Genomic DNA, 17,679 nt, shown 5'->3' with positions numbered 1-17,679 from the left:
AATTTTTATCTTAAATATTCTATATTGATTTTAGAGCGGAGTTTATCAAAATAATCTTGTATAAAATTTTGTCTTTGTTCACTTACGTAAGCGTTTAAAACTTCATTTTTAACTTGTTCGTATTCAGGAGTTTGCGCCCCATCTTTGCTTTTAACTTCATAGAGTTCATAGCCATTTTTTCCATTTAAAACAGGGGAAAAGCCTCCAACAGGAATTTGCGATAAAAGCCCTAAAAGTCTTGGATCGGCATTGCTTGTGTTTAAAGATGCATTTTGTGGTTTAAGGATTGTTTTTTTTGTATTTTTGATATTTTCTAAAGTTTGAGGATTGTTTGATAAATAAATATTTGCATTAATTTGTGTATAAAAAGTGAATTTATCTTTATTTTGTTCGAAAAATTTTTTTGCTCCATCATCACTAAAATCAGTTTTTGCCATACTTGCGATTTTTTCATAAAGCTTTCTTTTTTCTAAATCTTTTTTTAAATTTGCACGAAATTGTTCATAGCTTTGATTTTTGGATTTTAAATTTGCTTTGAAAGCATTTAAAGTAGTTTTGTTTTGAGCAAGCATTTTATTTATAGCATCATCAAGCTCTAGATCATTGACTACAATACCCAGTTGTTTCATTTGTGAAATTTCCATTTTTTCATTGATGAGTACGCCTAAAGCTTGATTTCTATCAATTTTAAGTACTTTCATAGTTTGATCTATATCATAAGTCGTGATAGGCTCTTTGTCTACAACTACAGCTATAGCATTAATGGTATTTGCACTAGCTAAACTTGCAAAAAATGCAAAACTTAATAAAATTTTTTTCATTTCAAACCTTTATTTAAGTATAAATATCGCATTATATCAATAAAAATTTAAGAAAAGGCAAAAAATGCACGAAAAACTTACAACGCGTTTTGCTCCAAGCCCAACAGGATATTTGCACATAGGTGGACTTAGAACAGCTCTTTATAATTATTTATACGCTAGAAAAAATGGTGGAAATTTTTTACTTCGTATTGAAGATACGGATTTAAAAAGAAATTCCAAAGAAGCTACTAAAGCAATTATCGAAGCTTTTAAATGGTGCGGTTTAGAACATGATGGAGAAGTAACTTACCAATCAGAGCGTTTTGATCTTTATAAAGAATATGTCAAAAAGCTTTTAGATGAAGGCAAAGCATATTATTGTTATATGAGTAAAGAAGACTTAGAAGAATTGCGCGCCAAGCAAGAAGCTGCCAAAGAGCGCCCAAGATATGATGGAAGATATAGAGAATTTAAAGGCACGCCACCTCAGGGTATAGAACCTGTTGTGCGTATTAAAGCACCTCAAAGCGGTGAGATTGTTTTTGAAGATGGGGTTAAAGGCGAGGTGAAATTTAAAGCAGAGGATATAATGGATGATTTTATCATTGCAAGAAGTGATGGAACTCCAACTTATAATTTTACTGTTGTTATTGATGATGCTTTAATGGGAGTAAGTGATGTGATTCGTGGGGATGATCATCTTTCAAATACTCCTAAACAAATTGTACTTTATGAAGCATTGGGTTTTAAAATTCCTAAATTTTTTCATGTGGCTATGATACATGGAGAAGATGGTAAAAAGCTTTCAAAAAGACATGGGGCAACTGATGTTATGGAATACAAAGAAATGGGAATTTTACCTCAAGCTTTGCTTAATTTTCTTGTGCGTTTAGGTTGGAGTCATGGTGATGATGAGGTTTTTTCACTAGAAGATTTGAAAAAACTTTTTGATCCTTATCATATCAATAAAAGCGCATCTTGTTATAATGCTAAAAAGCTTGAATGGTTGAATGCTCATTATATTAAAACTTTGCCTTTTGAAGAGATTAACCGTCAGCTTAAAGATCTTGGCTTTGATTTATCTGTTTATGAAAAGGCAGGATTTTTACTTGATTTATTAAGAGAGCGTGCAAAAACCTTGCATGATATTATCAATAGTGCAAAAAGCATAGTTAATGCACCGCAAAATTATGATGAAAATGCAGTGCAAAAATTTATTAACGAAAATAATTTAGAATTGCTCCAAGCATTTGCTAATACACTTAAAGATCAAAAAACAGGTAAAGATTTTGAAGATTTTACAAATGATTTTTTAGAAAAAAAAGAAGCAAAGTTAAAAGATTTGGCTCAGCCTATACGCATAGCTTTAACAGGGAGTGCGGTAAGTCCTAGTATTTTTGAAGTATTAGAATTTTTAGGGCTTGATGAGTGTAAAAAAAGAATAGAAAATTTTTTAAAAGTTAGAGGAAAATAAAATGAATTTAAAAGAAGAAGCTTTAAAATACCATTTAGGTGGGAAAATTGATATTGTCCCAAGTAAGCCGATGGCTACAAGTTATGATCTATCTTTGGCGTATAGCCCAGGAGTTGCAGAACCTTGCCTTGAAATCGCTAAAGATAATGAGCTTGCTTATACTTATACAAATAAGGCTAATTTGGTAGCTATAGTTAGCGATGGTTCTGCTGTTTTAGGACTTGGAAACATAGGAGCACAGGCTTCAAAACCTGTTATGGAAGGTAAGGCTTGTTTGTTTAAAAAATTTGCAAATGTAAATGCTTATGATATAGAAATTAATGTTCATAGTATAGAAGAGATTGTAAATTTTTGCAAGGCTTTGGCTCCGACTGTGGGTGGGATAAATTTAGAAGATATAGCTGCTCCAAAATGTTTTGAAATTGAAGCGGCTTTGCAAGATTTAGGAATTCCTGTAATGCATGATGATCAGCATGGAACGGCTATTATTTCAACTGCGGGACTTATGAATGCTATGGAGATAAGCGGTAAAAAATTTAAAGACATTAAGGTGGTTGTAAGTGGCGCAGGTGCCGCAGGTATAGCAAGTGCTAAGATGTATAGAAATTTAGGGGTCGAAAATATTATTTTAGTAGATAGCAAAGGTGTTGTTTCTAAGGATAGAAATGATTTAACTCCTCAAAAGCTTGAATTTGCTGTTGATTCTAAGGAAAAGACTTTAAAAGAAGTTTTAAAAGGAGCTGATGTTTTCCTAGGACTTAGTGCGCCAAAAATTCTTGATGATGAAATGGTTTTAAGTATGGCAAAAGATCCTGTAATTTTTGCTTTGGCAAATCCTATCCCTGAAGTGATGCCTGAAGATGTGGCTAGACTTAGAAAAGATGCCATTGTAGGAACAGGAAGAAGTGATTATCCAAATCAAATCAATAATGTTTTAGGTTTTCCTTTTATTTTCCGTGGGGCTTTAGATGTGCGTGCAAGTAAAATCACTGAAAATATGAAAGTAGCTGCTGCTAAAGCATTAGCAGATCTTGCAAAACTTCCTGTAAGTGATGCGGTTAAAAAGGCTTACAATCTAAGTACTTTAGAATTTGGAAGAGATTATATTATACCAAAACCTTTTGATGAAAGAGTAAAAGCTGCAGTAAGTACAGCTGTAGCAGCAGCTGCGGTAAAAGATGGTGTGGCTAAGGTGAAAAATTTTGATGAGAAAGCTTATTTTGAAAGCTTAAAATGAAAAATATTCATTGTATCAATCATCCATTGATCGAACATAAATTAGGAATTTTAAGGGCTAAAGAGACAAAGCCCTTTCAATTTCGCATGTTAATCGATGAAATTTCATCTTTTTTACTTTTTGAAGCGAGTAAAGATTTTTCTTTAAAAGAAATTGAAATTTCAACACCTATACAAAAAACTACAGTAAAAAAACTTGATGAAAAAATTATGATTTGCCCTATTTTAAGAGCTGCATTAGGAATGCTTGAAAGTGTTTTTAAGATGATTCCTGATGCAAGTGTTGGATTTTTGGGATTTGTAAGAAATGAAGAAACTTTAAAGGCGGATTTTTATTTTCAAAAACTTCCCAAAGATGCAAAAAAACGCACCGTTATTGTCATAGATCCTATGTTTGCTACAGGTGGAACTGCTATAGAGGCTTGTAATTTTTTAAAAAGCCAAGGAGTTAAAAAAATAAAATTTATATCCATACTTGCTACTCCACAAGGTTTACAAAAATTTAGCCAAATGCATGATGATGTGGAAGTTTTTGTGGCTTGTATTGATGAAGGTTTAAATGAAAAAGGTTATATTATCCCAGGGCTTGGAGATGCAGGAGATAGAGTGTTTAACACTCTTTAAAAGAGATGATTTTTGGAAAAATTGATTATATTAATCTTTTGCCTTTACATATATATCTTAAGAAATATCCCTTACCTAATGGTTATAAAGCAAGCATGGAGTATAAAAAAGGAGTTCCAAGTAAGCTAAATAAAGATTTATTTTATAGAAGAATTGATGCAGCTATCATTTCAAGCATAGAAAGTGCTAGAAAAAAATATAAAAATTTAGATTTGGGTATTTGTGCTAATAAAAGAGTTTTAAGTGTTTTAGTAGAAAAAAATACATCAAATGCTAAAGATCCAAGCTCAGCAACTTCAAATGCTTTAGCTAAAGTATTAAAACAAGATGGAAAAGTAATTATAGGTGATAAGGCTTTAAAGCTTTATCTAAAAGATTCTTCTAAATATATCGATTTATGTGCAAAATGGCACGAAAAAACAGGATTGCCTTTTGTTTTTGCTAGATTTTCTTGTGTGCAAAAAAAAGCTTTATATAAACAAATTTTGAAAAAATTTTCAAAAACAAAGATTAAAATTCCTTATTATATACTGCAAAATTATGCCAAAACAAGGGATTTGGATGTAAAAGATGTTAGATATTATTTAGATGAAGTTATATATCATAAAATTTCTACTAAAGAAAAAACAGCCTTAAAGCGTTTTGTAAAGGCTTGCAAGGCTTTAAATCTTGATTAGTATTCAAATTCTCTAAGTTCTTTAACTGTTCCAAGAAGTATTACAACATCTCCACTATAAACTGTTGTGGTTTCTAAATCAGGTAGTATTTCCCAGTCGCTATTTAATTTTTTATAAGAAATCACTTTCATATTTTGTGCTACATGTTTTAAAGAATTTCCTGCTAATTTTTCATCTATATTGATCTTAATAGCTCGTATAGTATTTGCTGAAAGATCAAAAACTTCATAATCGGCATCTTTGGTTAAAAATTCTTTTACTAGTCTTTTAGCGCTTTCTTTTTCAGGATAAATAACCTTTGTTGCACCTAACTTAGAAAGAATTTGACCATGGATATTAGAGGTTGCTTTAGCAATGATGTTTTTAACACCTATATCTTTAAGCGCCATAAGGGTAAGGATTGATTTTTCAACATTTTCTCCTATGCTAACAATAACAACTTCAACATCATGAAAGCCTGCTTCTTTTAGAGCTGAAATATTTGTAGAATCTAAAATATAAGCATAGCTTGGAGGATTTTGTATACTTTTTAAAGTTTCCTCATCTTTATCCGCAACGATAACAGTATGACCTCCAGCAATGAGTTCATCTGCTACAACTGAGCCAAATTTTCCAAGTCCTATAATTCCATAATTAAGATTTTTCACGATTTTACCTTTATAAATTAACCTTTCCTTCAGGGAATTTTAAATGAATAGCTTTGTCTTGTTTGAATACCGAGAGTAAAAAAGCAAAAACACCTATCCTGCCACTTAGCATCATAATGATGATAATCACCTTGCTGGGATCGCTAAACAAAGCGCATAAAGATAAAGTTCCACCATTTCCTACCGAAATTCCTACGGTTGCAAAAGCTGAAGAAGTTTCAAAAAGTAAGGCTATAAAATCAAAATTTGACTCTAGCAAGGAAAGCAAAATAACAGCTATTACTATATAAACAGCTGAACCTACAGCTATAATAAAAGCTTTAGATATGGTTTCTCTTGGAATTTCATGTCCAAAAATTCTAACTCTTCCATCTCGGATACTCCAATAAGCATAGAGTAATAAAACCATTACAGTTGTTACTTTCATACCCCCAGCTGTCCCTCCTGGTGCACCACCAATAACCATAAACAATGATCCAAAAAATAAGCTCGCATCATGCAAATGTCCCATATCTAAGGTGTTAAATCCTGCTGTGCGGTAATTAATAGCGATAAAATATGAGCTTAAAATTTTATCAAAAAATGAAAAATGTCCTATAGTCTGAGGATTTGAGTATTCAAAAGCAAAAATAATAAGCGTTGAAGAGAAAATAAGAAAAATACTTGCAACAACAACCATTTTTGTATGTAGGCTTAAATTTTGCAATTTTTTTCTTTGAAAAAAGTATAATTCAACCAAAACAAAATATCCAAGCCCTCCAATAATAATCAAAGAAGTGATAATAAGATTAATTGCTATATCATGTTTGTAAGCTATAAGTCCATGTTCAAATATGGTAAACCCAGAATTATTAAAAGCGCTAATAGAATGAAAAATTCCAAACCATAAAGCTTTCTTGAAATTCATTTCAAGGGCAAAACGCATGGTAAGAAGTATAGCACCTACCAATTCTATAGTAAAAATGAACAGTAAAACCTTTTTAAAAAATTTAAATAAACCATCCATTGATGGATAAAATAAAGACTCTTTTAGTAAATTTCTTGCACTAAAACCAACTTTTTTGCGTATGAGTATATAAACAAATAAACCTATACCCATATATCCCAAGCCTCCAATTTGCACCAAAGCTAAGATAATAATTTGTCCTGCTAAGGTAAAATCAACCGCAGTGTTCTTAACTGCTAATCCTGTCATACTAACAGCAGATGTGCTTGTAAAAAAGGCATCTAAAAAATCAACAGGAGTTGTATGTGCCCAGCTTGAATGTAGCAATAAAGCCCCAAACAATGCAATAATAATATAACCAGCTAGTAAAATTTTAAAAGTTCGTCTATCTAATCCAAATTGTTTCAAAAAATTTCCATTTGATAATGATCTAAAGCGGGTATTCTATCTTATTAAAACTTTAAGGGAAATAAAATTTTATTTTTGTATTTAAACTTAAATTAAAGAAAAAAAGATACAATTACATTTTTACTTTATCAAACTAAGTGGTTGGATAGCTCAGTCGGTAGAGCAGCAGACTGAAAATCTGCGTGTCGGCAGTTCGATTCTGCCTCTAACCACCACTTTATCTTTCAAAAAATCACATCACATATTTTTTTACACAAGACCGAAATATTTAAAGGACTAAAAATTATTATTTTAAAGAGAGAGTCTATAACTTATAATAGAATGGTGGATTTAGCAGGACTCGAACCTGCGACCAACCGGTTATGAGCCGGTTGCTCTAACCAACTGAGCTATAAATCCGCCTAAGTTGAATTAAAAGATAAAATTATATCTTATTAATGCTTAAAAATATTTTATTTAGCCTTTATATCCATCCAAAAATATCTAAAAGTGATTAAATGCTGTAAAATTCCAAAAAAAATCATAAAAATAGTAAAAGAACTTCCACCATAACTAAAAAAAGGCAAAGGGATCCCAACTACTGGTGCAAAACCTATAGTCATTGAGATATTTACTGCCGCATAAATAAAAATAAATAATGCAACACAATTAATAGCAACTCTAGTAAAATAATCATCTTTAAGTTTATAATTTAAACTAAGTAGATGAAAAATAAGTAAAATATAAAATATAATTAATGTCAATCCCCCAATAAATCCAAATCTTTCTATCATATAAGCGAAAATAAAATCACTAGTTGAAATAGGTAAAAATTTAAAATGAGTTTGCGTAGCTTCATCTTGAGATTTTCCAGTTAAACCACCATTTCCAATAGCTATCATTGATTGGGCTACTTGATAGCTTGGTTTTTCTGAAATAAAATCATGAATTCTTTGCTTTTGGTAGGGCTTTAAAAGATGTGTATAAATAATAGGAGAACTAACACTTATAGCTATAACAATACTTAACCAAATTTTATAATGAACTCCCATGATAAAAAGCACTCCAAAACCAACAAGTAGTAAAACCATAGCACTTCCTAAATCAGGTTCTTTTGCAATTAGCAAAAAAGGTAAGATGATGTAAAAGCTAAGTTTGATGAATTGTTTAAGTTTGTATCCATTTTTTGGAGGAGGATTTTGATAAATAAGATAAGCAAGCATTAAAATAAAACTAGGTTTAAAAATTTCAGAAGGTTGTATAGTAAAGTGAGTAAAAGGAATTTCAAGCCATCTTTTAGCACCTAATTTTTCAACCCCAAAAATATCTACGCTTAGCAATAAAAAAATATTAATCCAATAAGCAACTGGAATAATCCAAATAAATTTCCTTATGGGAAAGAAGAAAAAAACCATAAAAGCAAACAATCCCACACAGGCATAAACAAACTGTTTTTCTGCTAAAAAAGGATTAGCTTCAAAGATCAAGAAAAATGAAATAAGAATTATGGGTAAAAATAAAATGGGTTGCATATAGTCAAAATGAGTTAAAATTCTTCTATCTAATCTAAACAAAATTTGCCTTCAGTTAGTAATATAAAGCTATAATTATAAACTAAAATTTTAAATTTATCAAAACCTCCAAGGAAAAAATGCAAACTTTTTTAGTAGATGAAAATTCAAGGCTTGATGTGTTTTTGGCTAAAAAATTAAACCAAAGTCGCAATCAAGTTGCTTTACTTATAGAAAAAGATTGCGTACAGGTTAATGATAAAATTCAAGATAAAAATTCATTTAAGCTTAAAAATGGTGATATTATTTCTATTGTAAGTTTAAAGCTTTACGATGAGATAAAACCTCAGTTTGAAGTGGATTTTGATATTGATGTGTTATACGAAGATGAAGATTTGCTTGTTTTAAATAAACCTTCAAATTTAGTCGTTCATGGAGCAAGTAGTGTTAAAAATGCCACTTTGGTGGATTGGTTGATAGAAAAAAAATATACTTTATCAAATTTAGGAGGAGAGATAAGAGCTGGTCTTGTTCATAGATTAGATAAAGATACAAGTGGGGCTATACTAATAGCGAAAAATAATTTCACCCACCAAAGATTAAGCGAACAGCTTGCAGATAAAAGCATGGGAAGAATTTATCTTGCGTTAATTGATTTGCCACTAAAAGAAGATAAAATTATAGTAGAAAAATTTTTAATGCGTTCGCCTTCTAATGCTATTAAAAAAATAGCCATAGATAAGGAAAATAAATTCAGTAAAAATGCAAAATCAGCTTTTATAAATGTAGTAAAAACTGAAAATTTAACTCTGATGGCTGCTAAGCTTTTTACAGGAAGAACTCATCAAATTAGAGCGCATTTGGCTAGTTTAAATCGCCATATTTTGGGCGATAGTTTGTATGGTTATAAGGGTAAGTATGATTGTAGGATAATGTTGCATGCCTATTTTTTGTATTTTATCCATCCAAAAACTAAAGAGCAAATTTTTGTTAAAGCACCTTTGATGGAAGATTTTAAAAACATTATGTTTGAACAAATTAATTTAGGAGAGAATGATGAAAAGATTTCGCTTGAGTTTTTACTTGAGTTTTTTAACTCTTTTGCTTAGCGCTTGTAGTGTTTCGCAAATGAATTCGCTAGCTTCAAGTAAAGAGCCTGCCGTAAATGAAAGCTTACCAAAGGTTGAAAGTTTAAAAAGTCTTAGTGATATGAGTAATATTGCTTTTGAATGGGAGCCTTTATATAATGAAAATATCAAAGGATTTTATTTGTATCGTTCTAGTGATGAAAATCCTGATTTTAAACTTGTAGGCACTATTAAAGATAAGTTTCAAACTCATTATGTAGATACTAAATTAGAGCCTGGTACTAAGTATCGTTATATGATGAAAAGCTTTAATGAGCAAGGACAAATTTCAGAAGATGGCAAGGTTATAGAAGTGAGCACAGCTCCAAGACTTGAAGCTGTTCCTTTTATTCAAGCTGTGACCAATTTGCCTAATCGTATTAAACTTATTTGGCGTCCGCATCCTGATTTTAGGGTTGATTCTTATATTATTGAAAGAACTAAAGGTGATGATAAAGAATTTAAAAAAATTGCAGAAGTAAAAAATCGCTTAAACGCTGAATACATCGATAGTGATTTAAAACCTAATGAAAATTCAAGTTATAGAATTATTGCTGTGAGTTTTAATGGGATAAAGAGTGAGCCAAGTCAAGTTGTAAGTTCTACAAGCAAGGCTTTACCCCCTCAAGTTGAGCATTTAAGTGCTAGCACAGATGGTTCTAATAAAATCATTTTAACTTGGGATGCTCCTACATATGAAGATTTTTCTTATTATAAAGTTTATTCTACGAGCTCAAGCTTCCTTCCTTTTAGTGTTTTGGCAAAGACTGATAAAAATTCTTATGAGGATATAGTAGAAGGAGCAGGTAAAAGCAAGTATTATAAAGTAACAATAGTGGATAAAGATGGTCTTGAAAGTCCTATGCCAAAAGATGGTGTAGAGGGTAGAACTTTAGATAATCCTTTGGCTCCTAGTATTATTTTGGCTCAAAGCACAAGCGAAGGGATAAATTTAGAATGGAGTGATAATGATACTAGAGCTGTTGAATATGAAGTAAGACGCTATGGTGGAGAGCAAAATGCAGTTTTTAAAGGCATTAAAGAAAAGCGATTAAAAGATGTAAAAGCTTTACCAGGGGTGGAATATAGTTATGAAGTTATTGCTATTGATTCGGCTGGGCTTCGTTCAGAACCTTCAAGCAAAGTTAAGGCGGCTCAGTAGTGCCAAATTTTAGAAGCAAAAAGATCAAAGAAATGAATCTGCCTTATAGCAAGGATGATGTTGAATTTCTTTGGCTTGCTAAGAATGATAATGTTAGTCTTATTTATACAAAGGTTCAAGAAGAGAGTTTTTTTCTGCAGATTAAAAAAGCACAAAATGGTTTTGTGATTAAAGGCGATAAACATACAAAACCTTCTAAAATAGGTTATCTACAAAAGGCTTTAAAAATCTTTAAAGAAGGTTTTTGTGAGGATATTATCAATGAAGCTTTTGGACTTAAAAACAATGCTTTAATTGAAAAAACACCATTTATCGTTGATAACTTTGATGAACTTTTATCTAGACTTCAAGGTAAAATTTATATAGAAATAGGCTTTGGATCAGGAAGACATTTGCTTTATCAAGCAAAAGAAAATCCAAATGTTTTAATTTTAGGGGTGGAAATTTACAATCCAGCTTTAACTCAAGTAGCTAAACTTGCTAAGGCACAAAATGTAAATAATATTTTGCTAATCCAAAGCGATGCGAGATTGTTATTGAGTGTATTAAAATCAAAATCAGTTGAAAAGATTTTTTTACATTTTCCTGTTCCTTGGGACAAAAAGCCTCATAGGCGAGTTATTGGGAAGGATTTTTGCAAAGAATGTGCTAGGGTTTTAGTTCAAAATGGTCGTTTTGAGCTTAGAACAGATAGCTTTGAGTATTTTAATTTTACTTTAGAGCAATTTTTGACTTTTCCTGCGCCAAAATTTAGTCTTAGAAAAAATGAAAATTTAGAAATTTCAAGCAAATATGAAGATAGATGGAAAAAGCAAGAAAAAAATATATATGATCTTTGGGTGTGGAATTTTAACCAAGAGTGTAAAAACTATGAGTTAAATGAATTTAATCTCTCATCGGTTGAATTTTCTAAAGAGGATTTGAAAAAAATAGAGCAGAACTTTAAAAATATTACTATAAAAAAAGATGATTTTTTCTTGCATTTTGAAAGCATCTATAAACAAGATGAGAATTTGCTTTTAAAGGTTGCTTTTGGAGCTTTTAATAAGCCTGAACATTGTTATTTGCATCTTGATAAAACGATTGATTTTGCTTTTAAAGAGCCATTTAAAATTCAAGAAAATATTAAAGCGATAAATGAATTAAAAGAAATTTTAAAAGTTCAGTTTAAAATATAATTTTTCTTGAAAATTAAGCAAAAATAAAGCATAATTTAAAAATTTAAAAAGGGAAATTAAGGAAAAAGGATGCCTAATTTAATCCAAGCAAATAAACTTACTTTAGGTTATGATGAACTAGTTATTAAAGAAGCGAGTTTTGCTTTTAAGGATGATGATTTTGTTTTTATTACTGGTAAAAGTGGGAGTGGCAAGAGTACGCTTTTAAAGTCTTTTTATGGGGATTTAGAACCTATTTCTGGCAAGCTTGAAGTATGTGGATCTTTGATGAATAAAATTGGAAATTTAGAACTTTTAAAATTGCGTCAAAGAATAGGGATTATTTTTCAAGATTATAAACTTGTACAAGAATATAGTGTTGAAAAAAATGTTATGTTGCCTTTAATGATTAAAGGTTATAGTAAAAAAGTATGCCATGATCAAGCTGCTAAGCTTTTAAAGCATGTAAATTTAACTTTTAAAGCAGATAAATTGCCTAATCAACTTAGTGGTGGTGAGCAACAACGCGTCGCTATGGCTAGGGCTTTAGCTCATAATCCAAAGCTTTTGCTTTGCGATGAGCCAACGGGAAATTTGGACGAGTATTCTTCTGATATTATATGGACTCTTTTAAAGTCTGCTAGAGAACTTTTAGGAACTTGTGTTATAGTGGTAACACATAGAATTCCTAGCAATTTAAGAGTGGATTATCGTCGTTTTAATATAGAAAATGGAAAAATGAATGAAATTTTTTAAAACACATTTATCTTTAATTTTATCTTTATTGTTTATGATGTTTGCTTTTGAGTTTATTTTGATTACAAATGCAACTTTAAAGCATTATGAAGAACTTGTTAATAAAGATTATAATATTATAGTTGTCAGCAAAACTGAACTTGATCAGAATGTGGTAAAAACAAAAGTGCCATTTTTTGCTGGACTTGAATCTTTAGATCCTAAGGATTTAATCGATCGTTTGAAAAATGATGTTTCTGAAAAGAATTTGAAAGTTTTAAAAGATTCTCTGCCAAAATTTTATACTTTAAAATTAAATTCTTTACCTGATCAAAATGAACTAAATTCAATTAAAAATCAACTTTTAAATATTGTAGGCATTAGCAAGGTTGAAACTTTTTCCAAAACCCATGATAAGATATACTCTTTGCTTATTTTGATGAAATTTGTTTTTTGGTTATTTTTGTTTATCATTATTTTACTTGCCTTTGTTTTGTTTTTAAAACAGATGAGAATTTGGCTTTATGAACATACCGATCGTATTGAAATTATGTGTTTATTTGGAGCTCCGTTTTGGTTTAGATCTTTTATGCTTTATAAGGTGGTTGTGGTTGATTGTTTTATTGCTTTTGTTATTTTACTTGCCTTTTTTACCCAAATTTTTGATCTTTCTATTATCCAAGAAAGCTTAAAGGCTGTAGATATTATTTTTCCACCTATTAATTTTATTTTACATTTGACTTTAATTTTTTTAGCTACTTTGTTTATTTGCTTGTTGTGTGTAAATACAGTTATGTTTAAGGTTAAAAGATGAGAAAAAATATTCTTATCTTTTTTTGTTTTTTTTTATTTGTTGATATAAGTTTAGCAAATGCTATAAATGAAAAAACAAAAAGTTTAGAAGAAAATAAACGTATACAAGAACAGCTAAACAAAAAACTTGAAGATTTGGCTAGTGATATTTTAAATGGTGAAAAAAGTTTGAAAGACTTAAGCTTACAAATTGAAGGCTTAAATTCACAAACTTCTAAGCTTGAAGCAAGCGCTAAGACTCAAAATCAAGAGTTAAACACCCTTACAAGCCAAAATGAAGATTTGCTTAAAAGTAAATCAAATATGGAAAGTAAGCTTATATCTTTAATGGCTAAAGATTTTGCTTATGATTTACCTATCCCTCAAGGCTATATTGAAAGTGAAGAAAGTTTTATGGCTTTTGAAATTTTAGGAAGTTTAAACAAAGTTTTAAATGAAGAAATTTTAAAAATTTCTAAAGATTATGAGGGAATAAATAGGCTTATTGATGATAAACAAGCTCAGATTAAGAAAATCAATGATAGTCTTAAGGATTACAACGCTCAATTAGCTAAACTTCAAAGTTTAAAACAAAAACAAATTAGCGAAATCAACAAACAAAAAACAGATCGAACCATATATGCAAAAAAACTTGATGACTTACAAGCTCAGCAAGAAGAGCTTAGAAAAACATTAAATCAATTAAAAATTATTAATGATAAAGAAAATGTAAATTCAAGCAAAAATGACACTAAAATAGTAAAAAATAATCAACAAATAAGGCAATTAGGTTCAAGCTATCAAGGAGGTTCAGTCAAGCGTTACACAGGAAAAAAAACCATAGCTCCATTAGATTCTTTTACTGTGAAGCAAAAATTTGGAAATTATGTTGATCCTGTTTATAATCTTAAAATTTTTAACGAGAATGTAGTTTTAAGAAGTAATAAAAGCGATGCAGTTGTTAAAAATGTGCTAGATGGAAAAATAGTTTTTGCCAAAGATACTAGCATGCTAGCTCGAGTTGTTATTGTTGAACATGATAATGGCATACATACAATATATGCACATTTAGATAAGATTGCTCCTAATATTAAAGTTGGTAAGAATATTAAAAAAGGTGCCGTAGTGGGTAGAATAAAAAATGATCTTACTTTTGAAGTAACTCAAAAAAATTTTCATATCAATCCTTTGGAGCTCATTAGCTTAAATTAGCTAAATTTAATGGAATTTAAAATATAATTTCAAGTTAAATAAGGAGAAATAATGCAAGAGAGAAAAAGAGTTTTAGTAAAATTTTCAGGAGAGGCTTTAGCAGGTGAAAATGGCTTTGGCATAGAAAATTCTATTTTAAAATTCATAGCTTCAGAGATTAAAGAACTTGTAAAAAATCAAATAGAAGTAGGCATAGTTATAGGTGGTGGCAATATTATTCGTGGAGTAAGTGCTGCTAAGGGCGGATTGATTAAAAGGACAAGTGGCGATCATATGGGAATGCTTGCTACGGTTATCAATGCTATTGCCATTCAAGAAGCCTTGGAAAGCTCTGGGCTTGAAGTGAGGGTTCAAAGTGCTATTCAGATGGAAGCATTTTGTGAAACTTATATTATGAGAAGAGCACAAAGACACTTAGAAAAGGGTCGTGTTGTGGTTTTTGCTGCAGGCACTGGAAATCCTTATTTTACTACAGATACAACAGCTATTTTAAGAGCTGTAGAAATTGATGCAGATATGGTAATAAAAGCTACAAAAGTTAACGGAGTTTATGATAAAGATCCAAAAAAATTTGATGATGCAGTATTTTTAAATACTTTAAGTTATGATGAGGCTATGCAAGATAATATTAAAGTGATGGATGATACAGCGATAGCTTTAGCTAAAGACAACAAACTTCCTATAGTGGTTTGTAATATGTTTGAAGAGGGTAATTTGCTTAAAATTATACAAGGTGATACTAGCCTTTGTTCAATCGTTAAAAATAATTAAGGAGAAAATTATGGATAAAAGAATAGAAGAAGTAGCGGCAAAAGCTTTGGAAAAAATGGGCAATGATAGATATCGTCTTTCTTTAGTGGTGGCAAAAAGAGCAGAGCAATTAGCAAATGGTGCGACTCCTTTAGTGGATTTTGATAAAAATAAAAATAAACTTGCAGATATAGCTTTATATGAAATTGCAGAAAATAAAATCACTTTAGAGGGTTTAGTTGAAACCAATCGATGAAGAATTATTACTTGAACAATTAATCGATAATGTAAAAAATTGTAAAGATTTAGAAGCTGCTAAGGTTTTACTTTTCGAAATTTGTGGCCACGATGCCATTCTTGAAAAAGCAGTAGATTACTGTATATTTTGCCATGAAGGGCAGTTTAGAAAAAGTGGAGAGCCTTATGCGGTACATCCTATTTTAGTAGCAACACTGGTTGGATTTTTAAGTGAAAATAAAAGCAATATTTTAGCTGCTTTATTGCATGATGTGATCGAAGATACAAACTGCACCGAAGAAGAACTTAGAGAGCAGTTTGGTTCTGAGGTTTTAAAACTTGTTTTAGGGCTTACTAAAATTATAGAAATTAGAGAAGATAATCTCATTTCATCAAAATCTAAAAAAAGTTTAACTAAATCAGCCTTGACTTTCAGAAATATGCTTTTAGCAAGCATTGAAGATGTTGGGGTTTTGATTGTGAAGTTATGTGATAGGCTGCATAATATGCTTACTCTTGATATTCTAAGAGAAGATAAGCAAAAAAGAATCAGCGAAGAAACTTTAGTTGTATATGCCCCAATAGCCCATAGACTTGGTATTTCAAGCATAAAAAATTATTTGGAAGACCTTAGTTTTAAATATCTTATGCCAGATGAGTACAAGCTTATTGACAATTATATCAATTCCAATAATCAAGAAATGCAATTAGGTTTAAATGAATTTATTTCTAAAATCGAACTTTTATTTTTGAGCAATGGCTTTAGACAAGGTAGTTTTGAAATTCAAAAACGCATTAAACATAGCTATTCTATTTATCTTAAAATGCAAAGAAAAGGCATTGGTATTGAAGAAGTTCTTGATTTACTTGGGGTAAGAATTTTGGTTGAAAAAGTAAGCGATTGTTATTTAGCTTTGGGAATTTTACATACACATTTTAATCCCTTGGTTTCGCGTTTTAAGGATTATATAGCCTTGCCTAAACAAAATGGTTATCAAACCATACATACCACACTTTTTGATGCTAAAAGTATTATAGAAGCACAAATTCGAACTTTTGATATGCATAAAATTGCGGAATTTGGTATAGCAGCGCATTGGAAATATAAAGAAGATGGTAGCGTGGTTGCGCCTCGTCTTGATTGGCTTACAGATATTTCAATGCAAAGTATAAACAATCTTGAAAATGCAGAAGATTATAATGCTATTGAACTTTATGAATATGCTAAAGATAGTCTTTATGTTGAAGATGTTGCAGTTTATTCTCCTAAGGGAGAAATTTTCACTTTGCCTCGTGGTGCAACGGTTCTTGATTTTGCTTATGAAGTGCATACCAAAGTAGGGCTTCATGCAAAAAGTGCTTATGTAAATCGTATTAAAGTACCTTTGTTAACTGAGCTTAAAAATGGCGATATTGTGCGAGTGGTTACTAGCAATGATAAATTTTATCGCTGTTCTTGGATAGATAGTGTTAAAACAGGAAAAGCAAAAGCAAGTATAAGGGAATTTTGTAAGCAAAAAATCAGAGAGATTAATCTAGCAAGTTCTATTAATATGTTAAGTTTTATTTTTGGAGTTGATAAAAATAGAATTGAAACTTGGATAGAAAAAGAAAATTTAGCCAGACGTATTAGACAAGTGGCAACAGATAGTGCTTATTTGAAAGATATAGTCAATAGTCTTAAAAAATACGCTAAGAAGTCATATTGGTTTGATAAATATGAGATTAAAGAGCAAAAAATAGGAAATTTTACTCTATATTGTAACCATAAAATCGCTAATGTGGATTTTGATTTTTGTTGCCATCCAAAAAGAGGTGATGCTGTTTTAGCTTTTGTTAAAGGTGGTAACGCTATTGTCCATCATAAGCTTTGCGATAGAGCTGATAAAATGATAGATAATAATCAAGATATGGTATTTATAAAATGGGATTCTAATATCTCTAAATCTTATAAATTGATTTTTTCTTTGGAAAATAAAAAAGGTGTTTTAGCGGAATTTTTGACATTTTTAGCTAAAATGCAGATAAATTTATTAACAATTAATTTATCAAGTGATTTAAATTCGGCGGTAGATTATTTTGAGATTACAATGGAAATTCCTGATAATATCAACCCAGATAGTGTCAAGGATAGATTAAAATCTCGTTGTAAGATTTTAGATTTTACATCTTTAAATGATGCTTATAAAGAAGGTTAAAAAG

The 17,679-nt window shown here is 30.4% G+C and carries 17 protein-coding genes and 2 tRNA genes; 14 read left to right on the top strand and 5 right to left on the bottom strand.

Annotation, left to right across the window (positions count from 1 at the left end; genetic code table 11):
• Nucleotides 1–5: 5 nt before the first annotated feature.
• Nucleotides 6–821 carry a peptidylprolyl isomerase SalC gene (salC, locus tag AJN64_RS03060; RefSeq protein WP_002861980.1) on the bottom strand — a complete coding sequence of 272 codons (816 nt, stop codon included), beginning with the start codon at nucleotides 819–821 and terminating at the stop codon, nucleotides 6–8.
• Nucleotides 822–885: 64 nt separating this feature from the next.
• Between salC and gltX the strand changes: the two genes are divergently transcribed.
• Genes gltX through AJN64_RS03040 form a run of 4 tightly spaced genes read left to right on the top strand, consistent with a single transcriptional unit; the run spans nucleotide 886 to nucleotide 4,814 of the window.
• Nucleotides 886–2,277 carry a glutamate--tRNA ligase gene (gene gltX, locus AJN64_RS03055; protein WP_053872726.1) on the top strand — a complete coding sequence of 464 codons (1,392 nt, stop codon included), beginning with the start codon at nucleotides 886–888 and terminating at the stop codon, nucleotides 2,275–2,277.
• Between the two features lies 1 nt (nucleotide 2,278).
• A complete protein-coding gene (locus AJN64_RS03050) occupies nucleotides 2,279–3,514 on the top strand; it encodes a malic enzyme-like NAD(P)-binding protein (RefSeq protein WP_070292650.1) in 1,236 nt (411 codons plus the stop codon).
• Nucleotides 3,511–4,137 (top strand): uracil phosphoribosyltransferase, encoded by a 627-nt coding sequence (gene upp, locus AJN64_RS03045; protein WP_070292649.1) that lies wholly within the window; start codon nucleotides 3,511–3,513, stop codon nucleotides 4,135–4,137. Before AJN64_RS03050 ends, upp begins: the two co-directional genes overlap by 4 nt.
• Nucleotides 4,138–4,142: 5 nt before the next feature.
• Nucleotides 4,143–4,814 carry an MqnA/MqnD/SBP family protein gene (locus AJN64_RS03040; RefSeq protein WP_053872706.1) on the top strand — a complete coding sequence of 224 codons (672 nt, stop codon included), beginning with the start codon at nucleotides 4,143–4,145 and terminating at the stop codon, nucleotides 4,812–4,814.
• Here AJN64_RS03040 and AJN64_RS03035 read toward each other — a convergent pair.
• Complete coding sequence (locus AJN64_RS03035) at nucleotides 4,811–5,461, bottom strand: potassium channel family protein (RefSeq protein ID WP_002861975.1); 651 nt, start codon at nucleotides 5,459–5,461, stop codon at nucleotides 4,811–4,813. The two genes, AJN64_RS03040 and AJN64_RS03035, sit on opposite strands and share 4 nt — an antisense overlap.
• Before the next feature lie 10 nt (nucleotides 5,462–5,471).
• Nucleotides 5,472–6,815 carry a TrkH family potassium uptake protein gene (locus AJN64_RS03030; RefSeq protein ID WP_053872705.1) on the bottom strand — a complete coding sequence of 448 codons (1,344 nt, stop codon included), beginning with the start codon at nucleotides 6,813–6,815 and terminating at the stop codon, nucleotides 5,472–5,474.
• 139 nt (nucleotides 6,816–6,954) lie between these two features.
• Between AJN64_RS03030 and AJN64_RS03025 the strand changes: the two genes are divergently transcribed.
• Nucleotides 6,955–7,030, top strand: a tRNA-Phe gene (locus AJN64_RS03025).
• 107 nt (nucleotides 7,031–7,137) lie between these two features.
• On the opposite strand, the gene AJN64_RS03020 is transcribed toward AJN64_RS03025, so the two are convergent.
• Both AJN64_RS03020 and AJN64_RS03015 read right to left on the bottom strand, forming a co-directional pair.
• Nucleotides 7,138–7,214, bottom strand: a tRNA-Ile gene (locus AJN64_RS03020).
• A gap of 53 nt (nucleotides 7,215–7,267) precedes the next feature.
• Complete coding sequence (locus tag AJN64_RS03015; RefSeq protein WP_044780131.1) at nucleotides 7,268–8,368, bottom strand: FtsW/RodA/SpoVE family cell cycle protein; 1,101 nt, start codon at nucleotides 8,366–8,368, stop codon at nucleotides 7,268–7,270.
• Nucleotides 8,369–8,445: 77 nt separating this feature from the next.
• Here AJN64_RS03015 and AJN64_RS03010 point away from each other — a divergent pair, with 77 nt between their 5' ends.
• The 9 genes from AJN64_RS03010 (at nucleotide 8,446) to AJN64_RS02970 (ending at nucleotide 17,675) form a co-directional block, all read left to right on the top strand.
• The gene (locus tag AJN64_RS03010) at nucleotides 8,446–9,414 is read left to right on the top strand and encodes an RluA family pseudouridine synthase (protein WP_044780130.1); all 969 of its coding nucleotides are present in this window, start codon (nucleotides 8,446–8,448) and stop codon (nucleotides 9,412–9,414) included.
• The gene (locus AJN64_RS03005) at nucleotides 9,359–10,594 is read left to right on the top strand and encodes a fibronectin type III domain-containing protein (RefSeq protein WP_074470159.1); all 1,236 of its coding nucleotides are present in this window, start codon (nucleotides 9,359–9,361) and stop codon (nucleotides 10,592–10,594) included. The genes AJN64_RS03010 and AJN64_RS03005 overlap by 56 nt, the downstream gene beginning before the upstream one ends.
• Nucleotides 10,594–11,772, top strand: coding sequence for a tRNA (guanosine(46)-N7)-methyltransferase TrmB (trmB, locus tag AJN64_RS03000; protein WP_053872704.1), 1,179 nt, complete (start codon nucleotides 10,594–10,596; stop codon nucleotides 11,770–11,772). Before AJN64_RS03005 ends, trmB begins: the two co-directional genes overlap by 1 nt.
• A 69-nt stretch (nucleotides 11,773–11,841) precedes the next feature.
• Nucleotides 11,842–12,507: a cell division ATP-binding protein FtsE gene (locus AJN64_RS02995; protein WP_002856386.1), complete on the top strand. Its 666-nt coding sequence runs from the start codon at nucleotides 11,842–11,844 to the stop codon at nucleotides 12,505–12,507.
• Complete coding sequence (locus AJN64_RS02990; RefSeq protein ID WP_053872703.1) at nucleotides 12,494–13,300, top strand: FtsX-like permease family protein; 807 nt, start codon at nucleotides 12,494–12,496, stop codon at nucleotides 13,298–13,300. The genes AJN64_RS02995 and AJN64_RS02990 overlap by 14 nt, the downstream gene beginning before the upstream one ends.
• Nucleotides 13,297–14,490 carry a murein hydrolase activator EnvC family protein gene (locus AJN64_RS02985; RefSeq protein WP_044779024.1) on the top strand — a complete coding sequence of 398 codons (1,194 nt, stop codon included), beginning with the start codon at nucleotides 13,297–13,299 and terminating at the stop codon, nucleotides 14,488–14,490. The genes AJN64_RS02990 and AJN64_RS02985 overlap by 4 nt, the downstream gene beginning before the upstream one ends.
• 51 nt (nucleotides 14,491–14,541) lie before the next feature.
• Nucleotides 14,542–15,261 (top strand): UMP kinase, encoded by a 720-nt coding sequence (gene pyrH / locus AJN64_RS02980; RefSeq protein ID WP_002871033.1) that lies wholly within the window; start codon nucleotides 14,542–14,544, stop codon nucleotides 15,259–15,261.
• 10 nt (nucleotides 15,262–15,271) lie between these two features.
• A complete protein-coding gene (locus tag AJN64_RS02975; RefSeq protein WP_002853464.1) occupies nucleotides 15,272–15,496 on the top strand; it encodes a DNA-directed RNA polymerase subunit omega in 225 nt (74 codons plus the stop codon).
• Nucleotides 15,480–17,675, top strand: coding sequence for a RelA/SpoT family protein (locus tag AJN64_RS02970; RefSeq protein ID WP_070292648.1), 2,196 nt, complete (start codon nucleotides 15,480–15,482; stop codon nucleotides 17,673–17,675). The genes AJN64_RS02975 and AJN64_RS02970 overlap by 17 nt, the downstream gene beginning before the upstream one ends.
• The last annotated feature ends 4 nt before the right edge of the window (nucleotides 17,676–17,679 follow it).

The sequence above is a fragment of the Campylobacter sp. BCW_4332 genome (genome assembly GCF_001763175.1).
Classification (GTDB): Bacteria; Campylobacterota; Campylobacteria; order Campylobacterales; family Campylobacteraceae; genus Campylobacter_D; species Campylobacter_D jejuni.
Note: the sequence above shows the minus strand (reverse complement) of the source record. Positions and strands in the feature narration are given on the sequence as shown.

Excerpts from the sequence above, each read along its gene's own strand:
- pyrH (WP_002871033.1), top strand. The coding sequence starts at position 14,542 with ATGCAAGAGAGAAAAAGAGTTTTAGTAAAATTTTCAGGAGAGGCTTTA.
- AJN64_RS03010 (WP_044780130.1), top strand. The coding sequence starts at position 8,446 with ATGCAAACTTTTTTAGTAGATGAAAATTCAAGGCTTGATGTGTTTTTG.
- gltX (WP_053872726.1), top strand. The coding sequence starts at position 886 with ATGCACGAAAAACTTACAACGCGTTTTGCTCCAAGCCCAACAGGATAT.
- upp (WP_070292649.1), top strand. The coding sequence starts at position 3,511 with ATGAAAAATATTCATTGTATCAATCATCCATTGATCGAACATAAATTA.
- AJN64_RS03040 (WP_053872706.1), top strand. The coding sequence starts at position 4,143 with ATGATTTTTGGAAAAATTGATTATATTAATCTTTTGCCTTTACATATA.
- AJN64_RS02975 (WP_002853464.1), top strand. The coding sequence starts at position 15,272 with ATGGATAAAAGAATAGAAGAAGTAGCGGCAAAAGCTTTGGAAAAAATG.
- salC (WP_002861980.1), bottom strand. The coding sequence starts at position 821 with ATGAAAAAAATTTTATTAAGTTTTGCATTTTTTGCAAGTTTAGCTAGT.
- AJN64_RS02985 (WP_044779024.1), top strand. The coding sequence starts at position 13,297 with ATGAGAAAAAATATTCTTATCTTTTTTTGTTTTTTTTTATTTGTTGAT.
- AJN64_RS03050 (WP_070292650.1), top strand. The coding sequence starts at position 2,279 with ATGAATTTAAAAGAAGAAGCTTTAAAATACCATTTAGGTGGGAAAATT.
- AJN64_RS02995 (WP_002856386.1), top strand. The coding sequence starts at position 11,842 with ATGCCTAATTTAATCCAAGCAAATAAACTTACTTTAGGTTATGATGAA.
- AJN64_RS02990 (WP_053872703.1), top strand. The coding sequence starts at position 12,494 with ATGAAATTTTTTAAAACACATTTATCTTTAATTTTATCTTTATTGTTT.
- AJN64_RS03005 (WP_074470159.1), top strand. The coding sequence starts at position 9,359 with ATGATGAAAAGATTTCGCTTGAGTTTTTACTTGAGTTTTTTAACTCTT.